The 24,291-nt window shown below is 63.5% G+C and carries 15 protein-coding genes, 3 tRNA genes and 3 rRNA genes; 20 read left to right on the top strand and 1 reads right to left on the bottom strand.

The window, feature by feature from the left end; genetic code table 11:
• Positions 1-28: 28 nt before the first annotated feature.
• From AEQU_RS07180 to AEQU_RS07150, 7 genes are all read left to right on the top strand, one after another.
• On the top strand, positions 29-1,720 hold the full coding sequence (locus AEQU_RS07180; RefSeq protein ID WP_022740265.1) for an FAD-dependent oxidoreductase: 1,692 nt from the start codon (positions 29-31) through the stop codon (positions 1,718-1,720).
• A 4-nt stretch (positions 1,721-1,724) separates the two neighbouring features.
• Positions 1,725-2,111 (top strand): cytochrome c3 family protein, encoded by a 387-nt coding sequence (locus AEQU_RS07175; protein WP_022740264.1) that lies wholly within the window; start codon positions 1,725-1,727, stop codon positions 2,109-2,111.
• 139 nt (positions 2,112-2,250) lie between these two features.
• On the top strand, positions 2,251-2,949 hold the full coding sequence (locus tag AEQU_RS07170) for a TetR/AcrR family transcriptional regulator (protein ID WP_022740263.1): 699 nt from the start codon (positions 2,251-2,253) through the stop codon (positions 2,947-2,949).
• A 193-nt stretch (positions 2,950-3,142) separates the two neighbouring features.
• Positions 3,143-3,216 (top strand) — tRNA-Gln (locus AEQU_RS07165).
• A 21-nt stretch (positions 3,217-3,237) separates the two neighbouring features.
• Positions 3,238-3,314 (top strand) — tRNA-Glu (locus AEQU_RS07160).
• A 53-nt stretch (positions 3,315-3,367) separates the two neighbouring features.
• Positions 3,368-3,444: transfer RNA gene (locus tag AEQU_RS07155), tRNA-Glu, on the top strand.
• 120 nt (positions 3,445-3,564) lie between these two features.
• Entirely contained in the window at positions 3,565-4,314 is a 750-nt protein-coding gene (locus AEQU_RS07150) for a sulfite exporter TauE/SafE family protein (RefSeq protein ID WP_022740262.1), read from the top strand.
• On the opposite strand, the gene AEQU_RS07145 is transcribed toward AEQU_RS07150, so the two are convergent.
• Positions 4,311-5,597, bottom strand: a complete 1,287-nt coding sequence (locus AEQU_RS07145) for a CCA tRNA nucleotidyltransferase (RefSeq protein ID WP_225885471.1) — start codon at positions 5,595-5,597, stop codon at positions 4,311-4,313. The genes AEQU_RS07150 and AEQU_RS07145 overlap by 4 nt on opposite strands.
• A 745-nt stretch (positions 5,598-6,342) precedes the next feature.
• On the opposite strand from AEQU_RS07145, the gene AEQU_RS07140 reads away from it, so the two are divergent.
• The 13 genes from AEQU_RS07140 to AEQU_RS07080 all read left to right on the top strand — a co-directional run bounded on the left by AEQU_RS07140 (position 6,343) and on the right by AEQU_RS07080 (position 24,265).
• Positions 6,343-7,850: ribosomal RNA gene (locus AEQU_RS07140) — 16S ribosomal RNA — on the top strand.
• 292 nt (positions 7,851-8,142) lie between these two features.
• Positions 8,143-11,107: ribosomal RNA gene (locus tag AEQU_RS07135) — 23S ribosomal RNA — on the top strand.
• Between the two features lie 122 nt (positions 11,108-11,229).
• Positions 11,230-11,344, top strand: a 5S ribosomal RNA gene (gene rrf, locus AEQU_RS07130).
• Together the 16S, 23S and 5S rRNA genes form the textbook arrangement of a ribosomal RNA operon.
• Before the next feature lie 68 nt (positions 11,345-11,412).
• Positions 11,413-12,309 (top strand): acetamidase/formamidase family protein, encoded by an 897-nt coding sequence (locus tag AEQU_RS07125; RefSeq protein WP_022740260.1) that lies wholly within the window; start codon positions 11,413-11,415, stop codon positions 12,307-12,309.
• Between the two features lie 319 nt (positions 12,310-12,628).
• On the top strand, positions 12,629-13,552 hold the full coding sequence (modA, locus tag AEQU_RS07120) for a molybdate ABC transporter substrate-binding protein (RefSeq protein ID WP_022740259.1): 924 nt from the start codon (positions 12,629-12,631) through the stop codon (positions 13,550-13,552).
• Between the two features lie 125 nt (positions 13,553-13,677).
• Positions 13,678-15,228, top strand: coding sequence for a molybdate ABC transporter permease subunit (gene modB / locus AEQU_RS07115; RefSeq protein WP_084280895.1), 1,551 nt, complete (start codon positions 13,678-13,680; stop codon positions 15,226-15,228).
• Entirely contained in the window at positions 15,229-16,335 is a 1,107-nt protein-coding gene (locus tag AEQU_RS07110; protein ID WP_022740257.1) for a sulfate/molybdate ABC transporter ATP-binding protein, read from the top strand.
• 259 nt (positions 16,336-16,594) lie between these two features.
• Entirely contained in the window at positions 16,595-17,365 is a 771-nt protein-coding gene (locus AEQU_RS07105; protein ID WP_022740256.1) for a hypothetical protein, read from the top strand.
• A 31-nt stretch (positions 17,366-17,396) separates the two neighbouring features.
• Positions 17,397-20,285 carry a molybdopterin-containing oxidoreductase family protein gene (locus AEQU_RS07100; RefSeq protein ID WP_022740255.1) on the top strand — a complete coding sequence of 963 codons (2,889 nt, stop codon included), beginning with the start codon at positions 17,397-17,399 and terminating at the stop codon, positions 20,283-20,285.
• Positions 20,285-20,896 carry a 4Fe-4S dicluster domain-containing protein gene (locus AEQU_RS07095; RefSeq protein ID WP_022740254.1) on the top strand — a complete coding sequence of 204 codons (612 nt, stop codon included), beginning with the start codon at positions 20,285-20,287 and terminating at the stop codon, positions 20,894-20,896. The genes AEQU_RS07100 and AEQU_RS07095 overlap by 1 nt, the downstream gene beginning before the upstream one ends.
• A gap of 259 nt (positions 20,897-21,155) precedes the next feature.
• Positions 21,156-21,893 (top strand): TorD/DmsD family molecular chaperone, encoded by a 738-nt coding sequence (locus tag AEQU_RS07090; protein WP_022740253.1) that lies wholly within the window; start codon positions 21,156-21,158, stop codon positions 21,891-21,893.
• A 1-nt stretch (position 21,894) separates the two neighbouring features.
• On the top strand, positions 21,895-22,632 hold the full coding sequence (locus tag AEQU_RS07085) for a ferric reductase-like transmembrane domain-containing protein (protein ID WP_022740252.1): 738 nt from the start codon (positions 21,895-21,897) through the stop codon (positions 22,630-22,632).
• 67 nt (positions 22,633-22,699) lie between these two features.
• Complete coding sequence (locus tag AEQU_RS07080) at positions 22,700-24,265, top strand: helix-turn-helix transcriptional regulator (RefSeq protein ID WP_041714597.1); 1,566 nt, start codon at positions 22,700-22,702, stop codon at positions 24,263-24,265.
• The last annotated feature ends 26 nt before the right edge of the window (positions 24,266-24,291 follow it).

Genomic DNA, 24,291 nt, shown 5'->3' with positions numbered 1-24,291 from the left:
AGCGGATTCAGGGAGAGAAGGAGGAACCATGAAGGAAAGAAGCGTATCTCGGCGCGATTTCCTGCGCGGCGCTGGCACCGTTGGCGTTGCTGCGGGCGCCATGGCCGCCCTCGGCGGCGCTGGTGTGGCCGTTGCCGCCGAAGAGGCTGCCGAAGCCGGCGAGAACGCCTACGGCCTTGCGTGCGACACCACCTGGGTGCCCGTAAGGAAGGCGGCCTGCCCCGGTCCTCGCGGGCCGGTGGGCTTTGAGGATCGCGAGATTGCCGCCGACGAGCTGGCCGCCACCGAGGATTGCGATCTTGTGGTGGTTGGTGCAGGCATCGCCGGTCTCATGGCGGCGCTTAAGGGCGCCGAGGAAGGCGCCAGCGTCATCTGCGTGGAGAAGATGACCCGAGGTCGCGGCTGCTTCGAGTGCTTCGGCGCTGTCAACGCCAAGTGCCAGGAGGGCACCGAGATCAACAAGGTGCACCTGATTGACGAGATGCACCGTGCCGCCTACTGGCGCGTGCGCCCCGAACCGATTCGAACCTACGTGGATCGCTCCGGCGAGGCCACGGATTTCTGGCAGGCCATGCTCGACAAGGGCGCCAACGGCTTTGTCATCACCAAGGTGGAGCAGGCGCCGTCCAGCAACGGCATGCCCGCCGTTACCCCGCTCATCGATACCGAGCTCGGCTTCTACGACAGTCCTTGTCTACCGCCGGATGCCGGCGTACGCTCCGGCTACTCGGGCATCTACGTGTGCCTGGAAATGCAGGAAGTGGCCAAGCAGTACGACAATCTCGAGCTGCGCTTCTCCACTCCGGCCGTGCAGCTTATCCGCGAGGGCGACCGCGTCGCCGGTGTTATCGTGAAGAACCCCGACGGCAGCTACGGCCGGATCAACGCCGGCAAGGGCGTCATCCTCGCCACGGGCGGCTACGATGCCAACCCCGAGCTCATGGAGGCCTGGACCCGTCCCGAGGACTACGCTACCTCCAGCTGGTGGAATCCCGGCTGGGGCACGACCGGCGACGGTCACCTCATGGGCATCAAGGTGGGCGCCCAGATGGATCCGTGCCCGCAGCCGGTCATGAACTTCCGTTGGGGCAACCCCGACTCGTTCTTCGACGCCCGCACGTGGAACGCCATCTACTTCGGCCTCATGATCAATCCCGAGGGCAAGCGCTTCGTGCGCGAGGATCTGCCGTTCCAGGGCGTGTCCAACGCGCAGAATGCCCAGCCCGGTTACGGCGCCGGCTGCTTCCAGGTGTTCGACGAGAACATGATGGAGGGCATGAACGACGATGCCACCATCCAGGAGTTCAAGGATAAGGGCTGGCTGTTCGAGGGCGCCACGCCCCAGGAGCTGGGCCAGGCCGCTGGCATCGACGGGGGAAACCTCGCCGCCACCATCGAGCGCTACAACGGCTTTTTCGCCGGCGGCGTCGACGAGGACTTCAACCGCGATCTGGCGGTCACCATGCCGTTCACGGGCAAGCGCTTCTTCGCGCTGACCACCAACAGCTGCGTGCTGGCCACGGTGGGCGGCCTCACGATCGATGGCAACTGCCAAGTACTCGACACCGACGACAAGGTCATCGGCGGCTTGTACGCGGTGGGCAACGCCTCGGGCAATTTCTTTGCGGGCAACTACCCGCGCCATATTCCGGGAACGTCCATCGGCCGCGCCATCACCTTCGGGTACGTGGCCGCCGAGCACGCGGTGAAGGGGGAGTAATCTCATGAAGAAGAACGCGATCAAGCTGACCGGTTTGGCCTGCATTGTGGCGCTGTGCATGGCCCTGGCCGCCTGCGCCCCGGCCGCCGAGCCCAAAACCGCCGGCGACGAGTCGGGTGATGCGGCTACCGAGATGGCCGAAACCGGCGACGGGACTGGCGCCTATGTGTCCGACGAGCAGTGCCTGTCCTGCCACGGAGGCTCCTTTGAGGCTCTGGCCGAGACCACGGCCGACTATGGACTCTCGAATCCCCACGGATCCATCCACGGTGCCCCGGTGTCCTGCGTGAACTGCCACGCGAAGGACAAGGAGCTCACCGACAATCAGTGCACCAAGTGCCACAGCTGGCCGCACAATCCCGAAACCGGTCCGGGCGTGGCGCTGAACTAGGGGCCTGGAGGAGGGCTGCGCTCGGCTCTGGATTTCGAATGGCGAAGAAGGCGGCGCGTCCGGCAGGGCGCGTCGTTTCTCTATACTGGGAGACGAGAGCATAGAAACCCGGTTCGCAATGAGCGAGAAAGGAGGGGGTATGGCCCGAAAAGCTGCGGTCGAGGCGCGTCCGGCGCTCACCCGCGAGCGCATTGTCGCCGTGGCCTCCGATCTCATCGAGCGCGACGGCCTCGGTGCGTTCACCATGCGCTCCCTGGGCCGCGAGCTGGGCGTGTCGGCCATGGCCGTCTACAGCCACTTCGACTCCCGGGATGCCATTCTTGTGGCCGTCCTTCAGCGTCTCATGGCGTCCATGGATACCGATCCGGTGCCCGGAGAGGCTTGGGACGACACGCTGCGACGCACCATGACCTCCATCTATCGGCTGGAAATGGCTCATCCGGAATTGGCCACCATCGAGGTGGTGCCCCAAACAGGGGAGAACGGTCTGGCCGAGCACACCGACAAGATCGTGAACCTGCATCTGGCCCAGGGGATGCCCGAGCCGGTGCTGACCCAGGCATGGGCCCTCGTGGATGCCTATCTGACGGGGTTTATCGGCAATGCCATCGCGGTTCGGGCGAATCGGCCCTCCGGTGTCCGCGGCGTCTCGAGCGGGCGCGCGGCTGAAGGGGAAGGCGCTGCGAGCTGCACGGACGACGATACGCTCCCTTGGCAGCGCGTCGTCGCGGCGGCCTACACCGACGAGGCCTTCGCCCATGGTGTCGAGATCATCATCCAGGGCATTCGAGCGCTGGCGGCTCCCGATCCCTGCGAGTGGCGCACGCCTGAGCCGTGATGCGGCTGGCTGTCTTTCGGATGGCTGCCCATCTGCGACCGCGCCCTTGCGACGCCGGGAGTCTTGCGGATCTTTGGCCGCTCCCCGCATTTTTCGTAATTCCCAAAATTGGGGCTTGACGGGGGGCGCTCGCTTCCGTAACATACTCACTTGCGCTCGCCGCTTTCGGGCGGTGTGAGCGAGAAAGTTCTGTTGGGGTGTCGTCTAATGGCAGGACAGCGGTTTCTGGTGCCGTATGTGAGGGTTCGACTCCTTCCACCCCAGCCATTTTCTCGCGTGGCATTTCGTGGCTCCGTCGTCTAGCGGTTTAGGACGCCGCCCTCTCAAGGCGGAGGTCGCCGGTTCGAATCCGGTCGGAGCTACCAAGGAATCCGGGCCGGGAGGCGCCATGTCTCCCGGCTTCATGAAGCGCCCATGTGGCTCCGTCGTCTAGCGGTTTAGGACGCCGCCCTCTCAAGGCGGAGGTCGCCGGTTCGAATCCGGTCGGAGCTACCAAGAACTTACGAGCCGCCCTCGGGCGGCTCTTTTTGCATCTATAAGGCGCGAGGGGCGGTTAGGACGGCGGCCCCGAAGGCTCCGGCTGCGAGCAGGGTCGAGCACGGAAGAAAGGGCGATATGGAGTTTCTCATCGTGTGCCCGTTGGCGCTCATCGCCGGTTTCGTGGACGCCATCGCCGGCGGGGGAGGCCTCATCTCCCTGCCCGCTTACTTCTTTGCCGGCCTACCGCCCCATGCCGCCATCGCCACCAACAAGCTCTCCAGCACCTTGGGCACGCTGGTGGCCACCGTGCGCTATGCGTTGTTCGGTTACATGGTGAAGCGCTTCGTTGTCGCGGGCGTCGCCTGCGGCCTGGTCGGTTCGGCCATCGGCGCGAACCTGGCGCTTCTAGCTGACGCCACCGTGCTCACCGTGGCGATGCTCGTGGCGCTGCCTCCGGTGGCGTTCCTCGTGTTCCGTTCCAAGAACCTCGACCGTTTCGCCGAGCATCCTCTGCCTCCGCGCCGGGCCCTGGTCGCCACGGCCCTCATCGCTTTGGCGGTGGGCGTGTACGACGGGTTCTACGGGCCGGGGACGGGCACCATCCTCATGCTGCTGCTCGCCGCGATGGCTCATCAGGACGTTCGCACGGCCGCCGGCACTACCAAGGCGATCAACCTGGCCACCAACGTCGCCGCCTTGGCGGTGTTTCTCGTCAACGGTGCGGTGCTCATCCCCTTGGGACTCGCCGCCGCAGCCTTCAACATCGCCGGCAATTGGCTCGGCTCCACCTTCTTCGACAAGAAAGGGGCGCTCATCTTGCGCCCCATCATGCTCGTCGTCATTGTCCTGTTCGCCATTCGCCTCGTCACCGACCTTCTGGCCTAGGACGCCTCTTTGCGAAGCTCTTCCGCGAAGGCCAGCAGCGCCTCGTGCTCGTTGGGGACGCGCTCGTCGATGACGGCGTCCAGACACGCGTCCAGCAGGCGCCCCACCTCCGGGCCGGCGGGGACGCCGAGAGCTATGATGTCGCGGCCGTTTATGGCGAGGTGCTTCACGGTGAATGCGGCCTCATCTTCCAGAATCTGCTCCATAAGGGCGCGCAGCTCGTCGGCGGTATCGGCTCGGGGAGCGCAGAACGGCGCCTGGGCCAGGGCGTCGGCCCGTTTGATATCGCAGAGGGCCGCGAAGAGGTCGGTGCGTCCCCCGAGTCGCCCCAGCATGCGGCGCACGGCTCGGGCATTGGGGGGCACCACGTCGTCGTGGGCCCGCACGAGAGACGGCACGTCCCGGCGCAGCCAGGCGGGGAAGGGGAGGCGGTGCATGATGCCGCAGGCGAGTTGCGTGCTGATGACGGCGTGTCCGTAGAAATGCTCCACCGGCCCCTCGTCCGTCTCCTCGAAGAACGCCGCCGCGGGCTTGCCCATGTCGTGGAACAGGGCGCTCCAGCGCTGCAGCGGCTCGGGGGGCGTGCGCTGCACCACCCAGGCGGTGTGCTCGAGCACATCGTATATATGGTACTTCGTCACTTGGGCGCATCCCTTCATGGCCACAAGCTCCGGCAGCACGAAGGCCAGTACATCGACGCAGGCCATAAGCGCATCGTGAACGTAGTCGCCGCAGACGAAGCGCTCCAGCTCACGGTAGACGCGCTCGCCGGACACTTTCCGCAGGAGGCTCTTGCCGGCGACCATAGCGTCGAAGGTGGCAGGGTCGATGGCCACGCCGAGCTGTGAGGCGAAGCGACAGGCTCGCAGGATGCGCAGCGCGTCCTCGGAAAAGCGCGTCGCCGGATCGCCCACGCACCTCAGCACGCCGCGCTCCATGTCGTCCAGGCCGCCGAAGGGATCGATGATCCCGCGGGCAGGATGGTAGGCCAGGGCGTTGATGGTGAAGTCCCGCCGCTGCAGATCCTCTTCTATAGAGGAAGCCGGAGCCACGGAGTCGGGATGGCGCCCGTCGCTGTAAACGCCGTCGGTGCGGTAAGTGGTGATCTCCAGCGGCTCGCCTTCGCATACCACGGTGAGAGTGCCATGGGCGACGCCGGTTTCCACGGTGCCCCAGCCGGCGCGTCGGAACGCCTCTTGCACCGCGGGCCACGGCAGGCTCGTCGCGATGTCCACATCGTGGATGGGTCGCCCGAGCAGAGCGTCGCGAACGAAGCCGCCCACGCACCATGCCTCTCCTCCGGCCTCCTCGATGATTTCCAGAGCATCATGGGCGACAAGAGGAAGGGGGAGCGTTTGGGGAAGATCGCTCCGAACCGCTTCGCTGGAAGCAAATTTGTTTTCACGTCCAGCACGGCCAGCGACCGTTTCGTCAGGCTTCGCCGCGCCTGAAGGCTGCGGTGTGTCGTTGGAGAAGCGATAAGGACGCGGTGATGTGTTGGGGTTGCGGTGAACGGGAGTCATAGAACTTGTCCTTAGGATCGGTGATTTATCCCTATTATACAGGGCTTTTGCGAGATAAGAAGATGCAGCGTGGTGCAGTTGGGCAAAAAGTTTTAATAAATTTCAAAAAACCCCTTGCGCGAAATCCCGGGAGCTGTATCATATGCGAGCTGCCTTTTTCGGAAGTGCGGAAGGCGGCGCCCCCGGCGGTCCGGGGGTCGCGTCGGGCGGGAAAGCGAAGTTGTCGAGATTTCGTGAACCGCTTGACGGGGGATGCGAGTCCCTGTAAAGTATTTCCTTGCGCCGCTCGCGAGGGCGGCGGGGCGGGAAGCCTCCCGCGGAACCTTGACAACCGGATACTGAGGATGGAATTCGAGAGACGGACAAACGTCTTCTCGGATGTCAGACGGACATTCGAGAGAGCAAGCTTAACTTTTTTCCCTGTCAGGGGCCCGAGGCCCCGACGGAGAGTTTTAAAAACAGAATCGAGACTCACATCGATCTGACGGCGCCTCCGGGCGCTGTTCGAACGGAGAGTTTGATCCTGGCTCAGGATGAACGCTGGCGGCGTGCTTAACACATGCAAGTCGAACGATTAAGACGGCTTCGGCCGTGTATAGAGTGGCGAACGGGTGAGTAACACGTGACCAACCTGCCCCGCGCTCCGGGACAACCGCTGGAAACGGCGGCTAATACCGGATGCTCCGGGGAGGCCCCATGGCCTCCCCGGGAAAGCCCTGACGGCGCGGGATGGGGTCGCGGCCCATTAGGTAGACGGCGGGGTAACGGCCCACCGTGCCCGCGATGGGTAGCCGGACTGAGAGGTCGACCGGCCACATTGGGACTGAGATACGGCCCAGACTCCTACGGGAGGCAGCAGTGGGGAATTTTGCGCAATGGGGGCAACCCTGACGCAGCAACGCCGCGTGCGGGACGAAGGCCTTCGGGTTGTAAACCGCTTTCAGCAGGGAAGACATAGACGGTACCTGCAGAAGAAGCTCCGGCTAACTACGTGCCAGCAGCCGCGGTAATACGTAGGGGGCGAGCGTTATCCGGATTCATTGGGCGTAAAGCGCGCGTAGGCGGCCGCCTAAGCGGAACCTCTAATCCCGGGGCTCAACCTCGGGCCGGGTTCCGGACTGGGCGGCTCGAGTGCGGTAGAGGCAGGCGGAATTCCCGGTGTAGCGGTGGAATGCGCAGATATCGGGAAGAACACCGATGGCGAAGGCAGCCTGCTGGGCCGCCACTGACGCTGAGGCGCGAAAGCTGGGGGAGCGAACAGGATTAGATACCCTGGTAGTCCCAGCCGTAAACGATGGACGCTAGGTGTGGGGGGACCATCCCCCCGTGCCGCAGCCAACGCATTAAGCGTCCCGCCTGGGGAGTACGGCCGCAAGGCTAAAACTCAAAGGAATTGACGGGGGCCCGCACAAGCAGCGGAGCATGTGGCTTAATTCGAAGCAACGCGAAGAACCTTACCAGGGCTTGACATGCGAGTGAAGCCGCGGAGACGCGGTGGCCGAGAGGAGCTCGCGCAGGTGGTGCATGGCTGTCGTCAGCTCGTGTCGTGAGATGTTGGGTTAAGTCCCGCAACGAGCGCAACCCCCGTCCCGTGTTGCCAGCATTCAGTTGGGGACTCGCGGGAGACTGCCGGCGTCAAGCCGGAGGAAGGTGGGGACGACGTCAAGTCATCATGCCCCTTATGCCCTGGGCTGCACACGTGCTACAATGGCCGGTACAGAGGGTTGCCACCCCGCGAGGGGGAGCGGATCCCGGAAAGCCGGTCCCAGTTCGGATCGCAGGCTGCAACCCGCCTGCGTGAAGTCGGAGTTGCTAGTAATCGCGGATCAGCATGCCGCGGTGAATACGTTCCCGGGCCTTGTACACACCGCCCGTCACACCACCCGAGTCGTCTGCACCCGAAGCCGCCGGCCGAACCCTTCTGGGGCGGAGGCGTCGAAGGTGTGGAGGGTAAGGGGGGTGAAGTCGTAACAAGGTAGCCGTACCGGAAGGTGCGGCTGGATCACCTCCTTTCTAGGGAGACAACCTAGAGCCGCTCTCATCCTCCCCAGCATCCGGCTGCGAGGGCTCCGAGCGAGAGTCCCCGCGCACCTTGACAGTTGCATAGCGCGTGACATGAAAATGTCAACATGATCAACACCAACATCAATTTCCTAAGCTGATTAGGTTCTCGATGGGTGCTCGCATCATGGAATAGACGATTCATCACGATCGCGAACGTATGTTATACGACGGAATAAATTCTCATTTATATCCAACGGACGAAACCATTAGAAGTAATTACTTCTTTGGCGACCTAGGTAATGGACAAGATATCTAGGGCGCACGGCGGATGCCTTGGCACAGGAAGTCGACGAAGGACGCGGCAAGCTGCGATAAGCCCCGGGGAGTGGCAAACACACCTTGATCCGGGGATCTCCGAATGGGGGAACCCAGCAGGGGTCATGCCCTGCTACCCGCGCCTGAATAAAATAGGGCGCAGGGAGGCAACCGGGGGAACTGAAACATCTAAGTACCCCGAGGAAGAGAAATCAACCGAGATTGCGCGAGTAGCGGCGAGCGAAAGCGCACCAGCCCAAACCCGGGCGCGTGTAAGCGGCAGGCGTTGCCGCCCGGGGGTTGCGGGACTCGCGTCCAGGTGCTGCCCACCTGGGAGCGGTTACAAATCCACATGGTAGCGGAACGGCATGGAAGGGCCGGCCGCAGCGGGTGAGAGCCCCGTACGCGAAACCATGCGGACCGCTGACGAGTATCCCGAGTAGGGCCGGGCACGTGAAACCCGGTCCGAAGCCGGGGGGACCACCCTCCAAGGCTGAACACTCTCCTGTGACCGATAGCGAACCAGTACCGTGAGGGAAAGGTGAAAAGCACCCCGAGAGGGGAGTGAAACAGTACCTGAAACCGTGCGCCCACAAGCAGTCGGAGCAGCCTTTGCGCTGTGACGGCGTGCCTTTTGTAGAATGAGCCAGCGAGTTGCGGTGTGCGGCGAGGTTAAGTTTGGAAACGAGCCGCAGCGAAAGCGAGCCTTTAAGATGGCGAGTGAGTCGCACGCTGCAGACGCGAAGCCGGGTGAGCTATCCTGGGGCAGGCTGAAGCGGGGGTAAGACCCCGTGGAGGGCCGAACCCACTTCGGTTGAAAACGGAGGGGATGACCCCAGGATAGGGGTGAAAGGCCAATCAAACCCGGAGATATCTCGTTCTCCCCGAAATAGCTTTAGGGCTAGCCTCGGCCGTTAACCCGCGGTGGTAGAGCCACCGGATCGACGAGGGGGCTTCACCGCCTACCGACTCGAACCGAACTCCGAATGCCGCGGGTCGAGAGGCCGGGAGTCAGAGGGCGTGGGCTAAGCTGCGCGCTCGAGAGGGAAACAGCCCAGACCGCCCGCTAAGGTCCCCAAGTCATCGCTGAGTGGCAAAGGATGTGCGTCTGCCCAGACAACCAGGATGTTGGCTTAGAAGCAGCCATGCATTTAAAGAGTGCGTAACAGCTCACTGGTCGAGTGGACATGCGCCGACAATTCACGGGGCTAAGCGATGCACCGAAGCGGCGGACTGAGAATTCAGTGGTAGGGGAGCTCTCCGCGGGGGGCGAAGCAGCAGGGCGACCTGCTGTGGACCGCGCGGAGGTGAGAATGCTGGCATGAGTAACGAGACCAGGGCGAGAAACCCTGGCGCCGTGAGCCTAAGGGTTCCTGGGCGAGGCTAATCCCCCCAGGGTCAGTCGGGAGCTAAGGCGAGGCCGAGAGGCGTAGCCGATGCGCAGCGGGCAGACATTCCCGCACCGCCGACGGCGCGGCATTACCGATGGGGCGACGGAGAAGGGTAGCCGGGCGGGGTTCTGGACGTCCCCGTGAAAGCGCGTAGGGCGCGCAGCGTGGAAATCAGCTGCGCATGGGGCCTGAGACGCGAGACGAAGCGACTGAGCGAAGCCGGTGAGCCCATGCTTCCGAGAAAAACCTCTAGGGAGTGCCGTCGGCGCCCGTACCAAAACCGACACAGGTGGGCGGGTAGAACATACCGAGGCGATCGGGAGAACCACGGTTAAGGAACTCGGCATACTGGCCCCGTAACTTCGGGAGAAGGGGCGCCGCCGGCTGTGAACGCCCTCGCGGCGGGAGCGGCTGGCGGCCGCAGCGAAACGGCCCAAGCGACTGTTTATCAAAAACACAGGACTCTGCAAAGCGGTAACGCGACGTATAGGGTCTGACGCCTGCCCGGTGCCGGAAGGTTACGCGGATGCGTCAGCCGAAAGGCGAAGCGCTGAAGCCAAGCCCCGGTAAACGGCGGCCGTAACTATAACGGTCCTAAGGTAGCGAAATTCCTTGTCGGGTAAGTTCCGACCTGCACGAATGGCGTAACGATTTGGGCGCTGTCTCAACCGTGGACCCGGTGAAATTGTACTGTTCGTGAAGATGCGAACTACCCGCGGAAGGACGGAAAGACCCCGTGAACCTTTACTGCAGCTTGGCATTGGCATCTGGTACGGCGCGTAGAGGATAGGCGGGAGCCTTTGAAGCGGGGGCGCAAGCCCCCGTGGAGGCGACCTTGGAATACCGCCCTCGTCGTGCCGGCTGCCTAACGCGCGGCCGTGATCCGGCGCGCGGACCGTGCCAGGCGGGTAGTTTGACTGGGGCGGTCGCCTCCCAAAACGTAACGGAGGCGCGCGAAAGGTCCGCTCAGGACGGTCGGCAACCGTCCCGAGAGCGCAAGAGTGCAAGCGGGCTTGACTGCGAGAGAGACACCTCGAGCAGGGACGAAAGTCGGTTCTAGTGATCCGGCGGCACAGAGTGGAATGGCCGTCGCTCAACGGATAAAAGGTACTCCGGGGATAACAGGCTGATCTTGCCCAAGAGTCCACATCGACGGCAAGGTTTGGCACCTCGATGTCGGCTCATCGCATCCTGGGGCTGAAGTCGGTCCCAAGGGTATGGCTGTTCGCCATTTAAAGCGGTACGCGAGCTGGGTTCAGAACGTCGTGAGACAGTTCGGTCCCTATCCTCCGCGGGCGCAAGGGAGTTGAGGAGATCTGCCCCTAGTACGAGAGGACCGGGGTGGACGGACCTCTGGTGACGCGGTTGTCGACCAACGGCACCGCCGCCTAGCTACGTCCGGCACGGATAACCGCTGAAGGCATCTAAGTGGGAAGCCGCCTCCGAGATGAGCTCCCTTTCCGGTAAGGGCCCAGATAGACTATCTGGTCGATAGGGCGCAGCTGCAAGCAGGGCGACCTGCTCAGGCGAGCGCTACTAATAGCCCGAGCTCTTCTTCATTGCCAAGACTACGATCGAGATCGAGAGATGGACGTGTCGCGCGCATGCAACCGCCAGGGTGGCGCGGGGGATCCCCGGGCCCCCGGCGGGCAGCACATCGTTGCCGCGGGAGCGCCTCCCGCGAGCGGAACCATGGAGTGGGGGATCACCCGATCCCATTCCGAACTCGGCAGTTAAGCCCCACCTCGCCGAAAGTACTGCGGCGCCAGGCCGCGGGAGGACAGGTCGTTCCGCTCGCAGGGGGCGCTTTTTATATTATAATTTGGACACCTGGAAGGGTGTCTTTTTTATTTTAGGAGGAGTGTATGGTCGAGCTAGATGACGAGAAGGTTTTTTACGCTTTCGATAAAACGCTGGAGCCTGCCATGGTCGTACCCTCCGGGACGACGGTGCGCGTTCGCACGAAGGACTGCTTCGGCAACCAGATTCAAAAGCCCGAAGACGAGCTCGATGGAATCGACTGGGATCATACCAATCCGGCTACGGGCCCCATCTTCGTGGAGGGGGCGGTTCCGGGCGGCGCGCTCAAGGTGAGCGTCGGTGCCATCGAGTTCGACAACAAGTCGGTTTCCTGCACGGGCGAAAACGAGGGCGTTTGCGGCGATCGTTTCAATGCTTGGAGCACTCAGGTGTGTGAAATCGACGGCGATGAGCTTGTTTGGGACGAGCGCCTGCGCATTCCGTTGCGGCCGATGATCGGCGTTATCGGCGTGGCTCCCGAGGGCGATCCGATCAATTGCGGCACGCCGGGCAGCCATGGCGGCAATATGGACAACACGGCTATCACGGCAGGGGCTACCCTTTACTTCCCCGTCTTCGCCGATGGGGCGCTTTTTGGATGCGGGGATATGCATGCCGTTATGGGCGATGGCGAGATCAGCGTCTCTGGCGCCGAGGCAGCTGGGTGGGCTACGGTTACGCTGACGGCGATGCCCGAGCTGAAGCTTGTCGATCCGCTGATCGAGAATGCGACGCATTTCGGGGTCATCGCCTCGGCCGAGACATTGGATGCGGCGGCAGATCGGGCTGTGCACGAGATGCTGGATCTCATCTGCGACCGTACGGCCGAGGATCCCGACAAGGTTGTCATGCTGCTGTCGCTTGTCGGCGATGTGCAGGTGTGCCAGATGGTGGATCCGGAGAAGACGATCCGCTTCATGGTGCCCAAGTACGTGCTGGACTCACTGGGCTTCAAGCTGTAGGAGCGAGTTTGTAGAGAAGCCACAGAAGAGGCATGGGGGAATTCCCGTAGGGGGCGACCTTGGTCGCCCCTGTTTTTGTCATGCGAGGGCGTCTTTCTCGCGAGGGCTGGCCAAGGCCAGTTGCTATGGAGGATGCGGTGGCGGGGAGGACTGACCAAGGTCAGCTCCTACGGGTTCGCCTCTGAGCGGTATATCGAAGGATTCCAAACCATATACACGAATGAGAATAATAGGGCTTGCGAATATATGAGAACAAGGATAATATATTCCAAGCGATTTATTCGCGTGGAAGTATAACCTATTAGAGAGGATTGCCTCGATGCGTAAAAGTTGGAAACTTGGTGCCGTCTCGGTGGCCCTTGTAGCCGCTCTGGGCTTGTTCGGCTGCTCTGGTGGCGATACCACAGAGCAGAAGGGCGATGAGCCGGCTGCCCCCCAGACGGAAACCCAGACCCCCGAGGCGGCCGAGCCTGAGGGCGAGGCCGTGGAGCTGCAGATTTTCGCCGCCAATTCCCTGACCAAGGCCATGGCCGAGGCCGAGGAACTCTACACTCAGCAGAATCCCAACGTCACCTTCGCTGATACGCAGTACGAGGCCTCCGGTACCTTGAACGAGATGCTCGGCGCCGGGCAGTACGCTGACATCCTCATCACAGCCTCCAAGGGCACGATGGACGATGCCGCGGAGAACGGGTATGTCAAGGAGGACACCCGCCAGACCATGTTCAACAACGACCTGGTCATCGTCACCAAGGAGGGTGGTGACCTGGCCGGTCGGGACATCTCCCTCGAGGACATCGCCGCCGGCAAGTACACGCTGGCCGTAGGCGATGAGAATGTGCCGGCTGGCAACTATGCCTGCCAGTCCCTGACGACGGTCGGCGGCTACATCGAGCCCGACGGGGCCACCGGTGCCGATGCCACGGGCAAGGGCGGCGAGTTTTCCGCGACTCTGCAGCCGAAGGTGACCCTCGGCGGCAAAGTGGGCGACGTGTGCAAGTACGCCGAGTCCGGCGAGGTCGATATCGCCATGGTCTACACCTCCGATGTGTACCGCATGGGCGGTGTCGCCATCTGCTCGGTGGTGCCCAACGACACCCACAAGGCCATTACCTATCCGGGCGCGGTGTGCACCGAAAGCAAGAACGCCGAGGCGGCCCAGGCCTTCCTCGAGTGGTGCATGACCGACGAGGACGCCAACCAGATTTGGGAGAAGTGGGGCTTCGAGCTCGCCCAGAACTAAGGCATTCGCGGTAGAATAACTACGAGCTGCAAAGCGCATCTTGGTACGCAAGAGCATCTCGTCGGGCGGGCGGGGCGCAAGGCCTCGCCCGCCTGGTGTGTAGGACGGCAATGAGAGTGGTGGCTATGGAAACAGCGAAAGCGGCCGGTGCAAGGCGATCTGCGACGGGGCTCGCGGCTTCGGTGCTCAGGGCGGTCGCAGCTGCGATCCTCGCCGGTGCGGTGCTGTGGATCTGCAGTGGGATCGTGGCGCCCTCTTCGGCTTGGGCTGCCGATGCGGAGCAGGCTGTCCAAGATGCCGAGATAGACATCTCCGCTGACGGCGATGCGGCCCGCATGGAGGGCTGCGACTTCGCTGTGGAAGGCTTCGAATGCTCGCGTACGGGCTCCTCGCGCGACATCGACGGACTCAGCTACGGCTACACCTACCGGCTTTCAGGCACCGACCGCGTGGCCGTCGTCAACACAGCCGACTACGCCGTGCTCTTCATTCCGCGGACGGTGGCCGACGAGTTCGGCATCGAGGACGAGGGCGGCTCTCAGGTTCAGGAAATAAAGACCTACTTGGCGGCCCTGGATGAGAACTTCTCCACGGGGGTGAACCCGCTGGCGAGCCAAGAGGAATGGAAAGTGCTCATTGCTGATGCGGAAGGCGCTGAGGGAGCATCGCTCGCTGTGGGCGACGCAACCTTCACCTTCGGGCGCGAGATCTCGGAAGACCGCTTCTACGTGACCGTCGAGGGCCCCGACGATGCTTTCGACGTGAAGAGCGAGGTGCGTCCGGCGCAGATGGACAGTGGGCGCCTTGTGCCGGCGGAGGGCGCCGTCATCGCCCAGAAGGGCGGTCCGCTTGAGCAGTTGGGAGAGTTTCTCGCCACCATGGACTACTCGCCTTTATGGGTGACGCTCAAGACCTGCGGCGTGGCCATTGTGTTCGTGTTCTTCCTGGGGCTGGCCGCCGCATATTTCACGCTGCGCATCTCGAAGCGCGCCCAGGATATCTTCGATACCGTCTTCACCATTCCCATGGTGCTGCCGCCGACGGTCTGCGGCTTCCTTCTGCTGTCGGCGCTCGGGCGCAACACAGCCTTTGGGCGCTTCTTCCAGGAGATCGGATTCCCGCTCGTATTCAGCTGGCAGGCCACGGTCATCGCTGCGGTGGTGGTGGCCTTCCCGCTCATGTACCGCAGCGCCCGAGGCGCCTTCGAGAGCTTGGATCCGAACATGCTCGACGCGGCCCGCACCCTGGGCTGGTCCAACGGGCGCATCTTCATGCGCCTCATGCTACCCTTGGCCTGGTCGTCCATCGCCTCGGGCACGGTGCTCGCCTTCGCCCGGGCCTTGGGCGAGTTCGGGTGCACGCTTTTTCTGGCGGGCAACCAACTGGGCAGCACCCGCACCATCCCCATCGCCATCTACTTCGAGTGGATGAACGGCAACACCGAGGCCACCTGGTTCTGGACGATCGTGCTTTTGGTGTTCAGCTTCCTCGTCATTCTGTTCATCAACCTATGGAGCCGGCATACCACGCGCTATCGCCAGAAGAGCAGCCACGAGGGGCGCTCGCCCAAGCCGCGGAGAAACGGCACGCGGGGCGGCGGTCGAAGGAGGAGCGCGAAGGGCCTTCGGGAGGATGGCACCGGAAGTGCCGACGTTCTGGGAGAGGGGGTGGCCTAGATGAGCCTGGACGTGCGCATCAAGAAGAGCTTCGGCGACTACACTCTGGACGTGGCTTTTGCGGCCGGAGACGAGACCCTGGGCTTTCTGGGGGCCTCGGGCTGCGGCAAGAGCCTCACGCTGCGCTGCATTGCGGGCATCGAGACGCCGGATGAGGGCCGGATCGTCGTGAACGGCAAGGTGTTCTTCGATTCCGAGCAGAAGATCAACCTAACGCCGCAGCAACGTAAAACGGCCCTTCTATTCCAGAACTACATGCTGTTTCCCAACCTGACGGTGGCGGACAACATCGGCGCGGGCATCGGGCGCGAGGTGCCGAAGGCGGAACGGGAGCGCATCATTTCCGAGGAGCTGGAGCGCTTCGGCCTGCGCGGTTTCGGGCAGCGCTATCCGGCCCAGCTCTCCGGCGGCCAGCAGCAGCGCGTGGCCCTGGCCCGCATGCTGGCGGCGCGCCCGGGCATCCTCATGTTGGACGAGCCCTTCAGCGCTCTGGACTCCCATTTGAAGGGCGTGTTGGAGCAGAACCTTGTGAGCCTATTCGACGCCTTCGAGGGAACGATTCTGTACGTCAGCCACGACATCGACGAGTCACTGCGGTTCTGCGACCGAATCGCCGTGGTGGATGCCGGCCGCATCGTGGAGATGGATGCCGGGCGCGAGCTGATGAACAACCCCCAGTCGGTGGCGGGGCTGAAGCTGTCGGGCTGCAAGAACGCGCCGGCGGCCGTGTACGCTGGGCCGCACGCGGTTCACGTCCCCCCGTGGGGCATTGACGTGCATACGGCCCAGGAAGTGCCGCGAGACGTGAAGTGCCTGGGCCTTCGCGCCTTCTATGTCGAGCGGGCGGAGGGCCCCGGCGAGAACTGCTATCGCGTCCGCGTCGACCGCGTGAGCGATGCCTGCTTCGAGCGTATGGCGCTTCTGGGCTTTCTCGATCGCGACGACGCGGATGGCGCCGCCGTCGCCTTCGAGGCGAACGAGATGAGCTATCTGCACCAGCACATGTTCTGGCGCGTGAGCATGCGCGAAGGCGTTGCGTTGCCGGAGGTGGGGGAGAAGCTGTGGGTGCGCATCCCTCCGGACAAGGTGTATCTGGTGAGTCGATAACTCTATTCATCAAAAAGTGCGAGCAAAAGCGCAGGTAAAACGGGTCACTCACCCAGCCTGCGTGAGATTTTTGCGCCCATTTTCTCAATTTCAGGCAGTCTGCGGGTAGTCGTTTTCGGCTTCCATCCCCTATAGTTCCGACCCGTGGAACCGCTTCGAAGGCCTCCGAGACATAGTTGGTGCGAGGAGGCGAAGCGGCAAGGAGGAGAACCAAATAGGTAAGAGGGGAGGGTCGCATCCGCTGCGATGCGAAGCATGCATGGCTGATTTTGAAACCCGCGAAATGCCGCGAGACGATTCCCAGGAGCACGACGAGGCAGCCGCCGAGGCGGCGATGGATGTTGCCGCGCTTGTTGCCGACGATTTGTCCGACGCCGCCGAACTCACTTTCGAGGAGAAGCTCGCGGAGCTGAACCGCACGGTGATGCGTCATCCCCTGAACCGCGAGATCCTGTACAAGACCCTCGCCTTCTGCGCCGAGGAGCGCCCGCTTCGCGAGGCGGAGGACTTCATCGCGGCGCTCCCCCAGTTCGAGCGCGCCACCCAGAACCAGTTCTATATGCTGATGTCCCTCGTTCGCTCCTACGGCCTCGACATGATCGAGCGCGACGAGGAAGGCAACCGCGTTTTGCCCGAGCAGAAGGAGGGGCTCTCCGAAGACGAGGTCGACGATCTCGTGGTCGAGATCTCGTTCAAGAGCACGGATGTGGGCGACTGGTTCGTCGATTACAACAAGCCGTCCGCGCGCCTCGTGGATCTGCTCCATCTTGTGCCCGAGCGCACCGATACCTACATCGAACTTTTGGAATTCGTCGAGGCGGCACCGCGCTCCTACGGGCAGATCGAGGAGCTGCTCTTGGGCAGGCCCGCTCTTCAGACGGTGATCGACGGTCGCGTCGAGACCATGCAGCCGTCGGTGTTTGTGGACAAGCTCGAGCGCGCTGGCGCTCTGGTTTGGAAAGAAGGTTGGACGTTGACCGAGGAGGGAAGGGAGTTTCTGGAAGATCTGAAGGTGAACGGACAAGCGTAATCACGTGTAAGCAAGAGGAGAGGAAGACAATATGTCAAAAACGAATTTGACACGTCGCAGCTTCGTCAAAGTGTCCGCTCTCGCGGGCGCGGCCGCTGCGGTGGGCGCCTCCATGGCCGGCTGCATGCAGGAAGCTGCGCCGGAAGAGGAGCTCGCCGGTACTGGCGAGGTGGGCGTCTCGAGCACCGAGGGCCTGACGAAGATGCGCACGAGCTGCCATGGCTGCATTCAGATGTGCCCGGCCATCGCCTACCTGAAGGACGGCGTGGTCGTACGGCTCGAGGGCGATCCGGAGGCTCCGGTGTCCCGCGGCAGCCTCTGCATCAAGGGCCTGAACCAGCTGCACACCATGTACAGCCCCCGCCGCATCCTGCATCCGCTGCGTCGTGCCGGCGAGCGCGGAGAGAACAAGTGGGAGGTCATCTCCTGGGACGAGGCCATCACCGAGGCCGCGACCCATATCAAGGACGCCATCGACCAGTACGGCAACTACGCCTTCTTCGCCAGCGTGGGCGGCGGCGGATCCTACTCGTTCATGGAGGCCATGACGCTGCCCATGGCGTTCGGCTCGCCGACGGTGTTCGAGCCCGGCTGCGCCCAGTGCTACCTGCCCCGTTGGGCCCTCTCGAAGCTCTTCTACGGCGGTGACGACCAGTCCATCGCGGACAACGCCGTGCAGGAAATCTTCAAGGTGAACGACAACAAGACCGAGATCGTGGTCATCTGGGGCGCCCAGCCCTCCGTGTCCGAGACCGCCGAGTCCGGCCGCGGCATGGCGGAGCTTCGCGCCGCCGGCGTGAAGACCGTGGTCGTCGATCCGAACTTCTCGCCCGACGCCGTGAAGGCCGACGTGTGGCTGCCCGTGCGTCCCGGCACCGACACGAAGCTGCTCCTGTCCTGGTTCCGCTACATCTTCGAGAACAAGCTCTACGACGAGGAGTTCACGAAGTACTGGACGAACCTGCCGTTCCTCATCGACCCCGACACGAAGCTGCCGGTGCGCGCCCAGGAGCTGTTCCCGGACTTCCAGCAGACGACGCCCGAGAACACCCCGGCCTACGTGTGCTTCGATCTGAAGACGAACGCCGTAGCGCCCTTCGAGTACTCCGCTCCCGCCGATTCGGCCGTGGATCCCGAGATCTTCTGGGCCGGTGAGTTCAACGGCAAGCAGTACAAGACCGCCGGTCAGATCTACAAGGAGGAGGCCGACCCCTGGACGCTCGAGAAGACGGCCGAGGAGTGCTGGCTTCAGGCCGACAAGATCGAGGAGGCCATCAAGCTCTACGTCGAGAACAACGGCGGCATCGCCAACGGCGTGGCGTCGGACATGACCGAGTCCGCCTCCCAGGTGCCGCTCGGCTGCATGGGCCTCGACTCCATCATGGGCCGCATCAACAAGCCCGGCGTCACCATGACCCAGAAGGGCGGCGGCTACTTCGCCACCATGACCGACACCGGCGAGACCAAGCTGGTGCGCCCGGTCACCTACAACAACGGCTTCGGCGGCATGTTCTCCGACATGTACGGCGTCGGCGCGGTCATCGGCATGTCCGATGCTGAGAACGAGGCGCGCATCAAGCAACTCGGCGAGGCCATGCCCGACTCCCAGCGCATCCTGAACAAGCTTCTGCAGGATCGTCTGGGCATGAAGGACCACAAGGGCCTCTACGCCTGGTGCCACTCCCACATTCCCACGGTGCGCAACGCCATCGCCACTGGCGAGCCCTTCAAGCCGCGCGTGTGGTTCGACATGTCCGGCAACAAGCTGGCCATGCTCGGCAACGCGAAGTCCTGGTACGACGTGTTCCCCGAGGTGGACTACATCATCGGCCAGTACCCGATGCTCACCTCCTTCCACATCGAGGCGTGCGATCTGGTCTTCCCGCTGCGCGAGTGGCTGGAAGAGCCCATGGTGAACATGACCCAGCTTGACACCCAGTGGCTGCAGAACGAGTGCGTGCACATCGGCGAGACCGTGTCGCACTCCATCCCGGCGGCCCAGGTGGTGGCCAAGTGCCGCGAGATGTGGGGCGGCCACATCCCGAACGGCCTGGAGCTGGGCGATGGCACGGCTTATCTGGGCAGCGCCACCGAGGCCGAGGTCAAGCAGGGCGTTGCCGACACGCTCGGCGCTCCCGACTGGGAGACCCTGCAGGCGAACACCGACGAGTACGTGCCGTTCGTGACCCCCGATTACTGGAACTACAACCAGCACGAGCAGATCGCCGACGACGGGCTGCCCTCCGGCTTCGCCACCGAGTCCCGCAAGGTGGAGACCTACTGCCAGATGCTCATCCGCATGGCTCGCAACGGGTACCCGTACTGCTATCCGGAGCCCCAGGAGGCCTGCGAGGACTACAGCCCCATCTGCGTGCCCATCGAGCCGGTCGAGTCTCCCTACGAGGGTATGCCGGGCTACGATCCCGAGTACCCGTTCGTGCTCACGAGCGGCCGCGTGCCCTACTTCCACCACGGCACCATGCGCCATGCTCCCTTCAGCCGCGAGCTGTTCCCCTGCGCCGAGATCCGCATCAACCCGGCCTCGGCCAAGGAGCTGGGCATCGAGCACATGGACTGGGTCAAGGTCACCAGCCGCCGCGGCGAGGTGCATGCCCGCGCCTATCTGACCGAGGGCGTGAATCCCAAGACCGTGTGGATGGAGCGCTTCTGGAACCCCGAGTGCTACGACGCCTCCCAGGCCAACCCCACCGGCGGCTGGCGCGAGTGCAACGTCAACGTGCTCACCAAGAACGACGCCCCCTTCAACGAGGTGTACGGTTCCTATACCAACCGCGGCTTCACGGTGAAGATCGAGAAGTCCGAGCGTCCTGCCAACATTTGGGTGGAGGCCGAGGAGTTCGAGCCCTTCATGCCCACTCAGGAAATGCTCGCTGAAGCCCAGACGAAGGATGTGTTCTAATGAAAAATACGCTTGTCATCGACCTGGACCGTTGCTCGGGCTGCGACTCCTGCGTGGCCGCCTGCAAGATGGAGAACCAGATGAACCTGGGCGTGGTGCGCAACCACGTGTCGGCCGTGGGCCCTGTGGGTACCTTCCCCGATATCGAGATGTACTGGCTGCCCATGCAGTGTCAGCAGTGCGAGAACCCCGGCTGCATCGAGGTGTGCCCCACCGGCGCCTCCTACCGCGACGAGGAGACTGGCATCGTGCTCGTGAACGCCGAGGACTGCATCGGCTGCGAGAGCTGTCTGACGGGCTGCCCCTACGGCGTGCGCCAGCTGAACCCGAAGACCAACACCATCGAGAAGTGCACGTTGTGCTTCCAGCGCAAAAACGACGAGAACTGGGTGCCGGCCTGCGTGCATAACTGCTGCTGCGGCGCTCGCACCTTCGGAGACTTGGACGATCCGAACTCCGAGGCCGCGAAGGTCGTGGCGGCCGCCGGCGAGAACGCGCACTACCTGTTCGATCCGGCCGACCTGCATCCCACGACGGTCTACATCCTCTCGGAGAAGACTGCCAAGTGGCAGGAGGAGCCCGTCGAGGTCACCCGCTATGAGAAGAAGTAGCCATTTTGCGTGAGGGGTGCGTTTGCACCAGCCCGTAGGTGCGCTCCTCGGTTTTCGGTTGCCCCGACCGTCGCTCCCTCCCTTTTGGCGGTCGGGCGCTCTTGCGGGTTCGCAATTTGAATCCGCAGGACGGGGGCTGCTGCCTTGGTGCGCCGGTGCGCCGCTTTTTCGAGGTCGCAGTTCCTGTCCTGCGGAGCGCTCTGGCGCTACGCGGTTTGTGCCCAACGAGGACGGGCGAGTCTGAGAGGAGAGGGGATACATGGTAGATGAGATGAGCGTCGCCGCGGCAGATGAGGCTGTGGTGACGGAGGACATGATCGCGGCCCTCAAGGGTCGCGCGGCGTTCTACGACCTTTTGGCGGCCATCTACTTCCGGCCGTTGACGGCTGAGCAGATCGATAATATCGCCGAGATGGACTGGTCGGAATATGCCGATGTGAACGAGCTGTTCGCCGACGGGGTGAACGATATCACGCGCTATTTGCGCAAGCGAAACTCCGGCACGCGCCAGGCGCTGGCCGTGGACTTCACTTCCGCCTTCGCCGGAACCTCCTCGTGGAAGGGCCGCTACGCGGTGCCCTACGAGAGCGTGCACACGAGCGAAGAGGGGCTCATGTTCCAGGACGCCTACCACGAGGTCTTCCAGCTGTACAAGGCCAACCACGTGGCCAAGGCCGAGGGCTACGATTTCCCCCACGATCACCTGTCGTTCATGTGCGAGTTCCTCGTGGTGCTCTCGGATCGCATCATTGCCGCTCTTGAGGCTGGCGACGACGCGGAGGCCCTGCGCCAGGTGCGCGTCTCCCGCGCGTTTCTCGCCGACCACATCCTCTCGTGGTTCGACACGTTCCAGGATCTGGCGCTTCTGCTTTTGGAGACGCGCTTCTATCGGGGTGTCTTGAAGATTTCCAAGGGCTTCTTCCTCGAGGATGCCGAGCTTCTGGATGCTATCGCCGTCGAGCTCGAGCAGCGCCTCGAGGCGCGAGAGGAGAGGTAACATGGACTTCGCGATCATCCTTGCAGTCACCGTCGTCGGCTGCTTCGCCCTGCGCAACCCCTTGAAGGCGCTTCCGGTCGCGTTCTACGCTGCCGCCATCGTCATCGACGTCGTCTACGTGTACGGCGTGTTCTTCGGCCTGCCGCGCGCCATTTGGAGTCCGCTGTTCGTCCTCATCCAGAAGTGCGAGCTGTCGCTGGCCCTGTTCGTGGTCGTCATGTTCATCGGATGCCTGAACCGGGGCGGCCGCGCCTATCACTGGCTGAAGCCCGTGCGCAGCGAGCTGTCCATCGTGGCGTGGTTCCTCTCGCTCGGGCACATGGCCGTGTACCTGGAGAGCTATGTGCCGCGCCTTCTCGGCGGCGGCGAGATCGGGGGCAACGTCATAGGCGCCTTCGTTTTGGCGGTCGTGCTGCTCGTGCTGCTCGTCGTGCTCGGCGTGACCTCCTTCGCCTTCGTGAAGCGGCAGATGTCCACGGCCTCGTGGAAGAAGGTGCAGAAGCTGGCCTACCCGTTCTTCGGGCTGGTGTACGTGCACCTGCTGCTGATGCTTTTGCCCTCGGCCCTGCACGGCGGCCTCGCCGCCCAGGCCTCGGTGGCCGTGTACTCGGTGGTGTTCGTCGGCTATGCCCTCTGCCGCATGGGCCGGGCGTTGGTCGACCGGCGCGCCGAGGATGCCGTGTCCGCGGCCAACGACCCGACTCCCGCCATCTCCGACGAACCGGAAATGGTATCGTAGGCCAATCGGATCACATCGAGGAGCGCTCGGCTGTTGCTGGGCGCTCCTTGCGCTAGGGAGGGCAGTGATGGCCGAGACGAAAAATTTCATGGCGAAGCTCGTGCGAGCTTGGCCGGCATTGCCGTACATGGCCTTGGGGGCCCTGCTGGCTTCGGTATATATAGCCAGCTCGGGAACGGCGTGGCTGTCTGATAGCGAGACCAACGGCGGAAACCTTTCGGTGCTGACGGTGACCACGAGCCTGTCGGCCGGCGGCCTCATGCTCCTGTCCACGTTTGCGGTGCCCCGGGTGCGCTCGTGGCTCGAGCGCCCGACGGCGTGCCTTTGGGCGGGGGCGGTCTCCTCGCTCGGTGCCCTCATCGTCATACTTATCGGGCCCTATTATTTGACGCCGATGCTGCCCTATTCCGTCATTCGTTCGCTTTTCTTCGTCGGCGGCATATTTTTCGGCGTGGGGCTCGGGACGATCGCCCTGCGTTGCGGGCAGCTCTACGGTGCGCTGCCGCCGCGCCAGGTCGTCCTGTACGTGGCCTACTCCCAGTTCGTTGTGGGAGCTTCTTTCTTCATTGTGCTGGGGTCTCCCGCCTGGGCGCCGGTCCCTGGCGGTCCCAGCTTGGCGGGCATGGCCGCGTTCGTGCTGCTGCCCTTGGCGGCCGGCATCTTGGCGTCGTTCTCCCGCTATATCGAGCAGCCGACACCCACGCTCGCGCGCGACCATTCGCGCCGGTCGCTGCCGAAATCGTTTTGGAAGCTTCTGGCCGTCGTCTTCGTGTTCTCCTGCATCGTGTCCTCGGTGTACGCGTCCACGGTGGCGGTGTCCTCCATCGAGACGACGCTGTCCGGGTCGCGTCTCGTCATGCTCGCGCGCATGCTTCTGGCGTTGGTTTTGGCGGTGGTGGCCGTGGGCACCGAGGGGGATCGACTCAACTTCGGGAAGCTGTACTCGGTGGTGATGGTGGCCTCCGTGGCGCTTGTCGCCTGCCTGCCTTTGGTGACGGTGCTGCATACCGTGCTCGCCCAGGTGGTGTCGCTGTCCAGCGTCGTGTTCGAGCTGTTCCTGTGGTGCATTCTCGCCTTTATCGTATTCCAGCGGCGTACCTCCGCGGTCATCGTGTTCGGCTACGGCTACGGCGCCTACCAGCTCGGCAACGGCATCGGCTGGCTCTTCGGCGCGCAACTTCTGGGGACGCTGTTCGGCGCCGTCGGCGAGGCCTTCGCTTATATGATTATGGCGCTCATCGTGCTCGCTTGCGCTTTCCTCATCTTCTCGGAGCGCGAGTTCGACCGGCTCTTCGCGCCGGGGGAGGAGGGCGCCCCTTCGCTTGACGAGCTGCTGATGAGGGATCTTGCCGCCGAGAGCGAGGGGCCGGCCCGCGAGGACGAGCCGGTGCGCAAGGGACGCTTCGGTCTGGCGATCGAGGCTTTGGCCGCAGACTACCAGCTCTCGCCCCGGGAGACCGACGTGCTGCGCTGTCTGGCCATGGGCTACAACTCGTCCACCACGGCAAGCAAGCTCAGCATCTCCTGGAACACGGTGCGCACCCATACGCGCAACGTCTACGGCAAGCTGGGCGTTCATTCCCAGCAGGAGTTGATTGCCATGGTGGATGACGTCACGGCGGGTGAGGGATAGCGCGTCCCTCGGTGTTGATTGCGATT

It is taken from the genome of Adlercreutzia equolifaciens DSM 19450, assembly GCF_000478885.1.
In the GTDB taxonomy this organism is placed as follows: Bacteria; Actinomycetota; Coriobacteriia; order Coriobacteriales; family Eggerthellaceae; genus Adlercreutzia; species Adlercreutzia equolifaciens.
Note: the sequence above shows the minus strand (reverse complement) of the source record. Positions and strands in the feature narration are given on the sequence as shown.

Bases quoted from the DNA above. Each gene is read 5' to 3' on its own strand.
- AEQU_RS07180 (WP_022740265.1), top strand. From the start codon at position 29: ATGAAGGAAAGAAGCGTATCTCGGCGCGATTTCCTGCGCGGCGCTGGC.
- AEQU_RS07175 (WP_022740264.1), top strand. From the start codon at position 1,725: ATGAAGAAGAACGCGATCAAGCTGACCGGTTTGGCCTGCATTGTGGCG.
- AEQU_RS07170 (WP_022740263.1), top strand. From the start codon at position 2,251: ATGGCCCGAAAAGCTGCGGTCGAGGCGCGTCCGGCGCTCACCCGCGAG.
- AEQU_RS07150 (WP_022740262.1), top strand. From the start codon at position 3,565: ATGGAGTTTCTCATCGTGTGCCCGTTGGCGCTCATCGCCGGTTTCGTG.
- AEQU_RS07125 (WP_022740260.1), top strand. From the start codon at position 11,413: ATGGTCGAGCTAGATGACGAGAAGGTTTTTTACGCTTTCGATAAAACG.
- modA (WP_022740259.1), top strand. From the start codon at position 12,629: ATGCGTAAAAGTTGGAAACTTGGTGCCGTCTCGGTGGCCCTTGTAGCC.
- modB (WP_084280895.1), top strand. From the start codon at position 13,678: ATGGAAACAGCGAAAGCGGCCGGTGCAAGGCGATCTGCGACGGGGCTC.
- AEQU_RS07110 (WP_022740257.1), top strand. From the start codon at position 15,229: ATGAGCCTGGACGTGCGCATCAAGAAGAGCTTCGGCGACTACACTCTG.
- AEQU_RS07105 (WP_022740256.1), top strand. From the start codon at position 16,595: ATGGCTGATTTTGAAACCCGCGAAATGCCGCGAGACGATTCCCAGGAG.
- AEQU_RS07100 (WP_022740255.1), top strand. From the start codon at position 17,397: ATGTCAAAAACGAATTTGACACGTCGCAGCTTCGTCAAAGTGTCCGCT.
- AEQU_RS07095 (WP_022740254.1), top strand. From the start codon at position 20,285: ATGAAAAATACGCTTGTCATCGACCTGGACCGTTGCTCGGGCTGCGAC.
- AEQU_RS07090 (WP_022740253.1), top strand. From the start codon at position 21,156: ATGGTAGATGAGATGAGCGTCGCCGCGGCAGATGAGGCTGTGGTGACG.
- AEQU_RS07085 (WP_022740252.1), top strand. From the start codon at position 21,895: ATGGACTTCGCGATCATCCTTGCAGTCACCGTCGTCGGCTGCTTCGCC.
- AEQU_RS07080 (WP_041714597.1), top strand. From the start codon at position 22,700: ATGGCCGAGACGAAAAATTTCATGGCGAAGCTCGTGCGAGCTTGGCCG.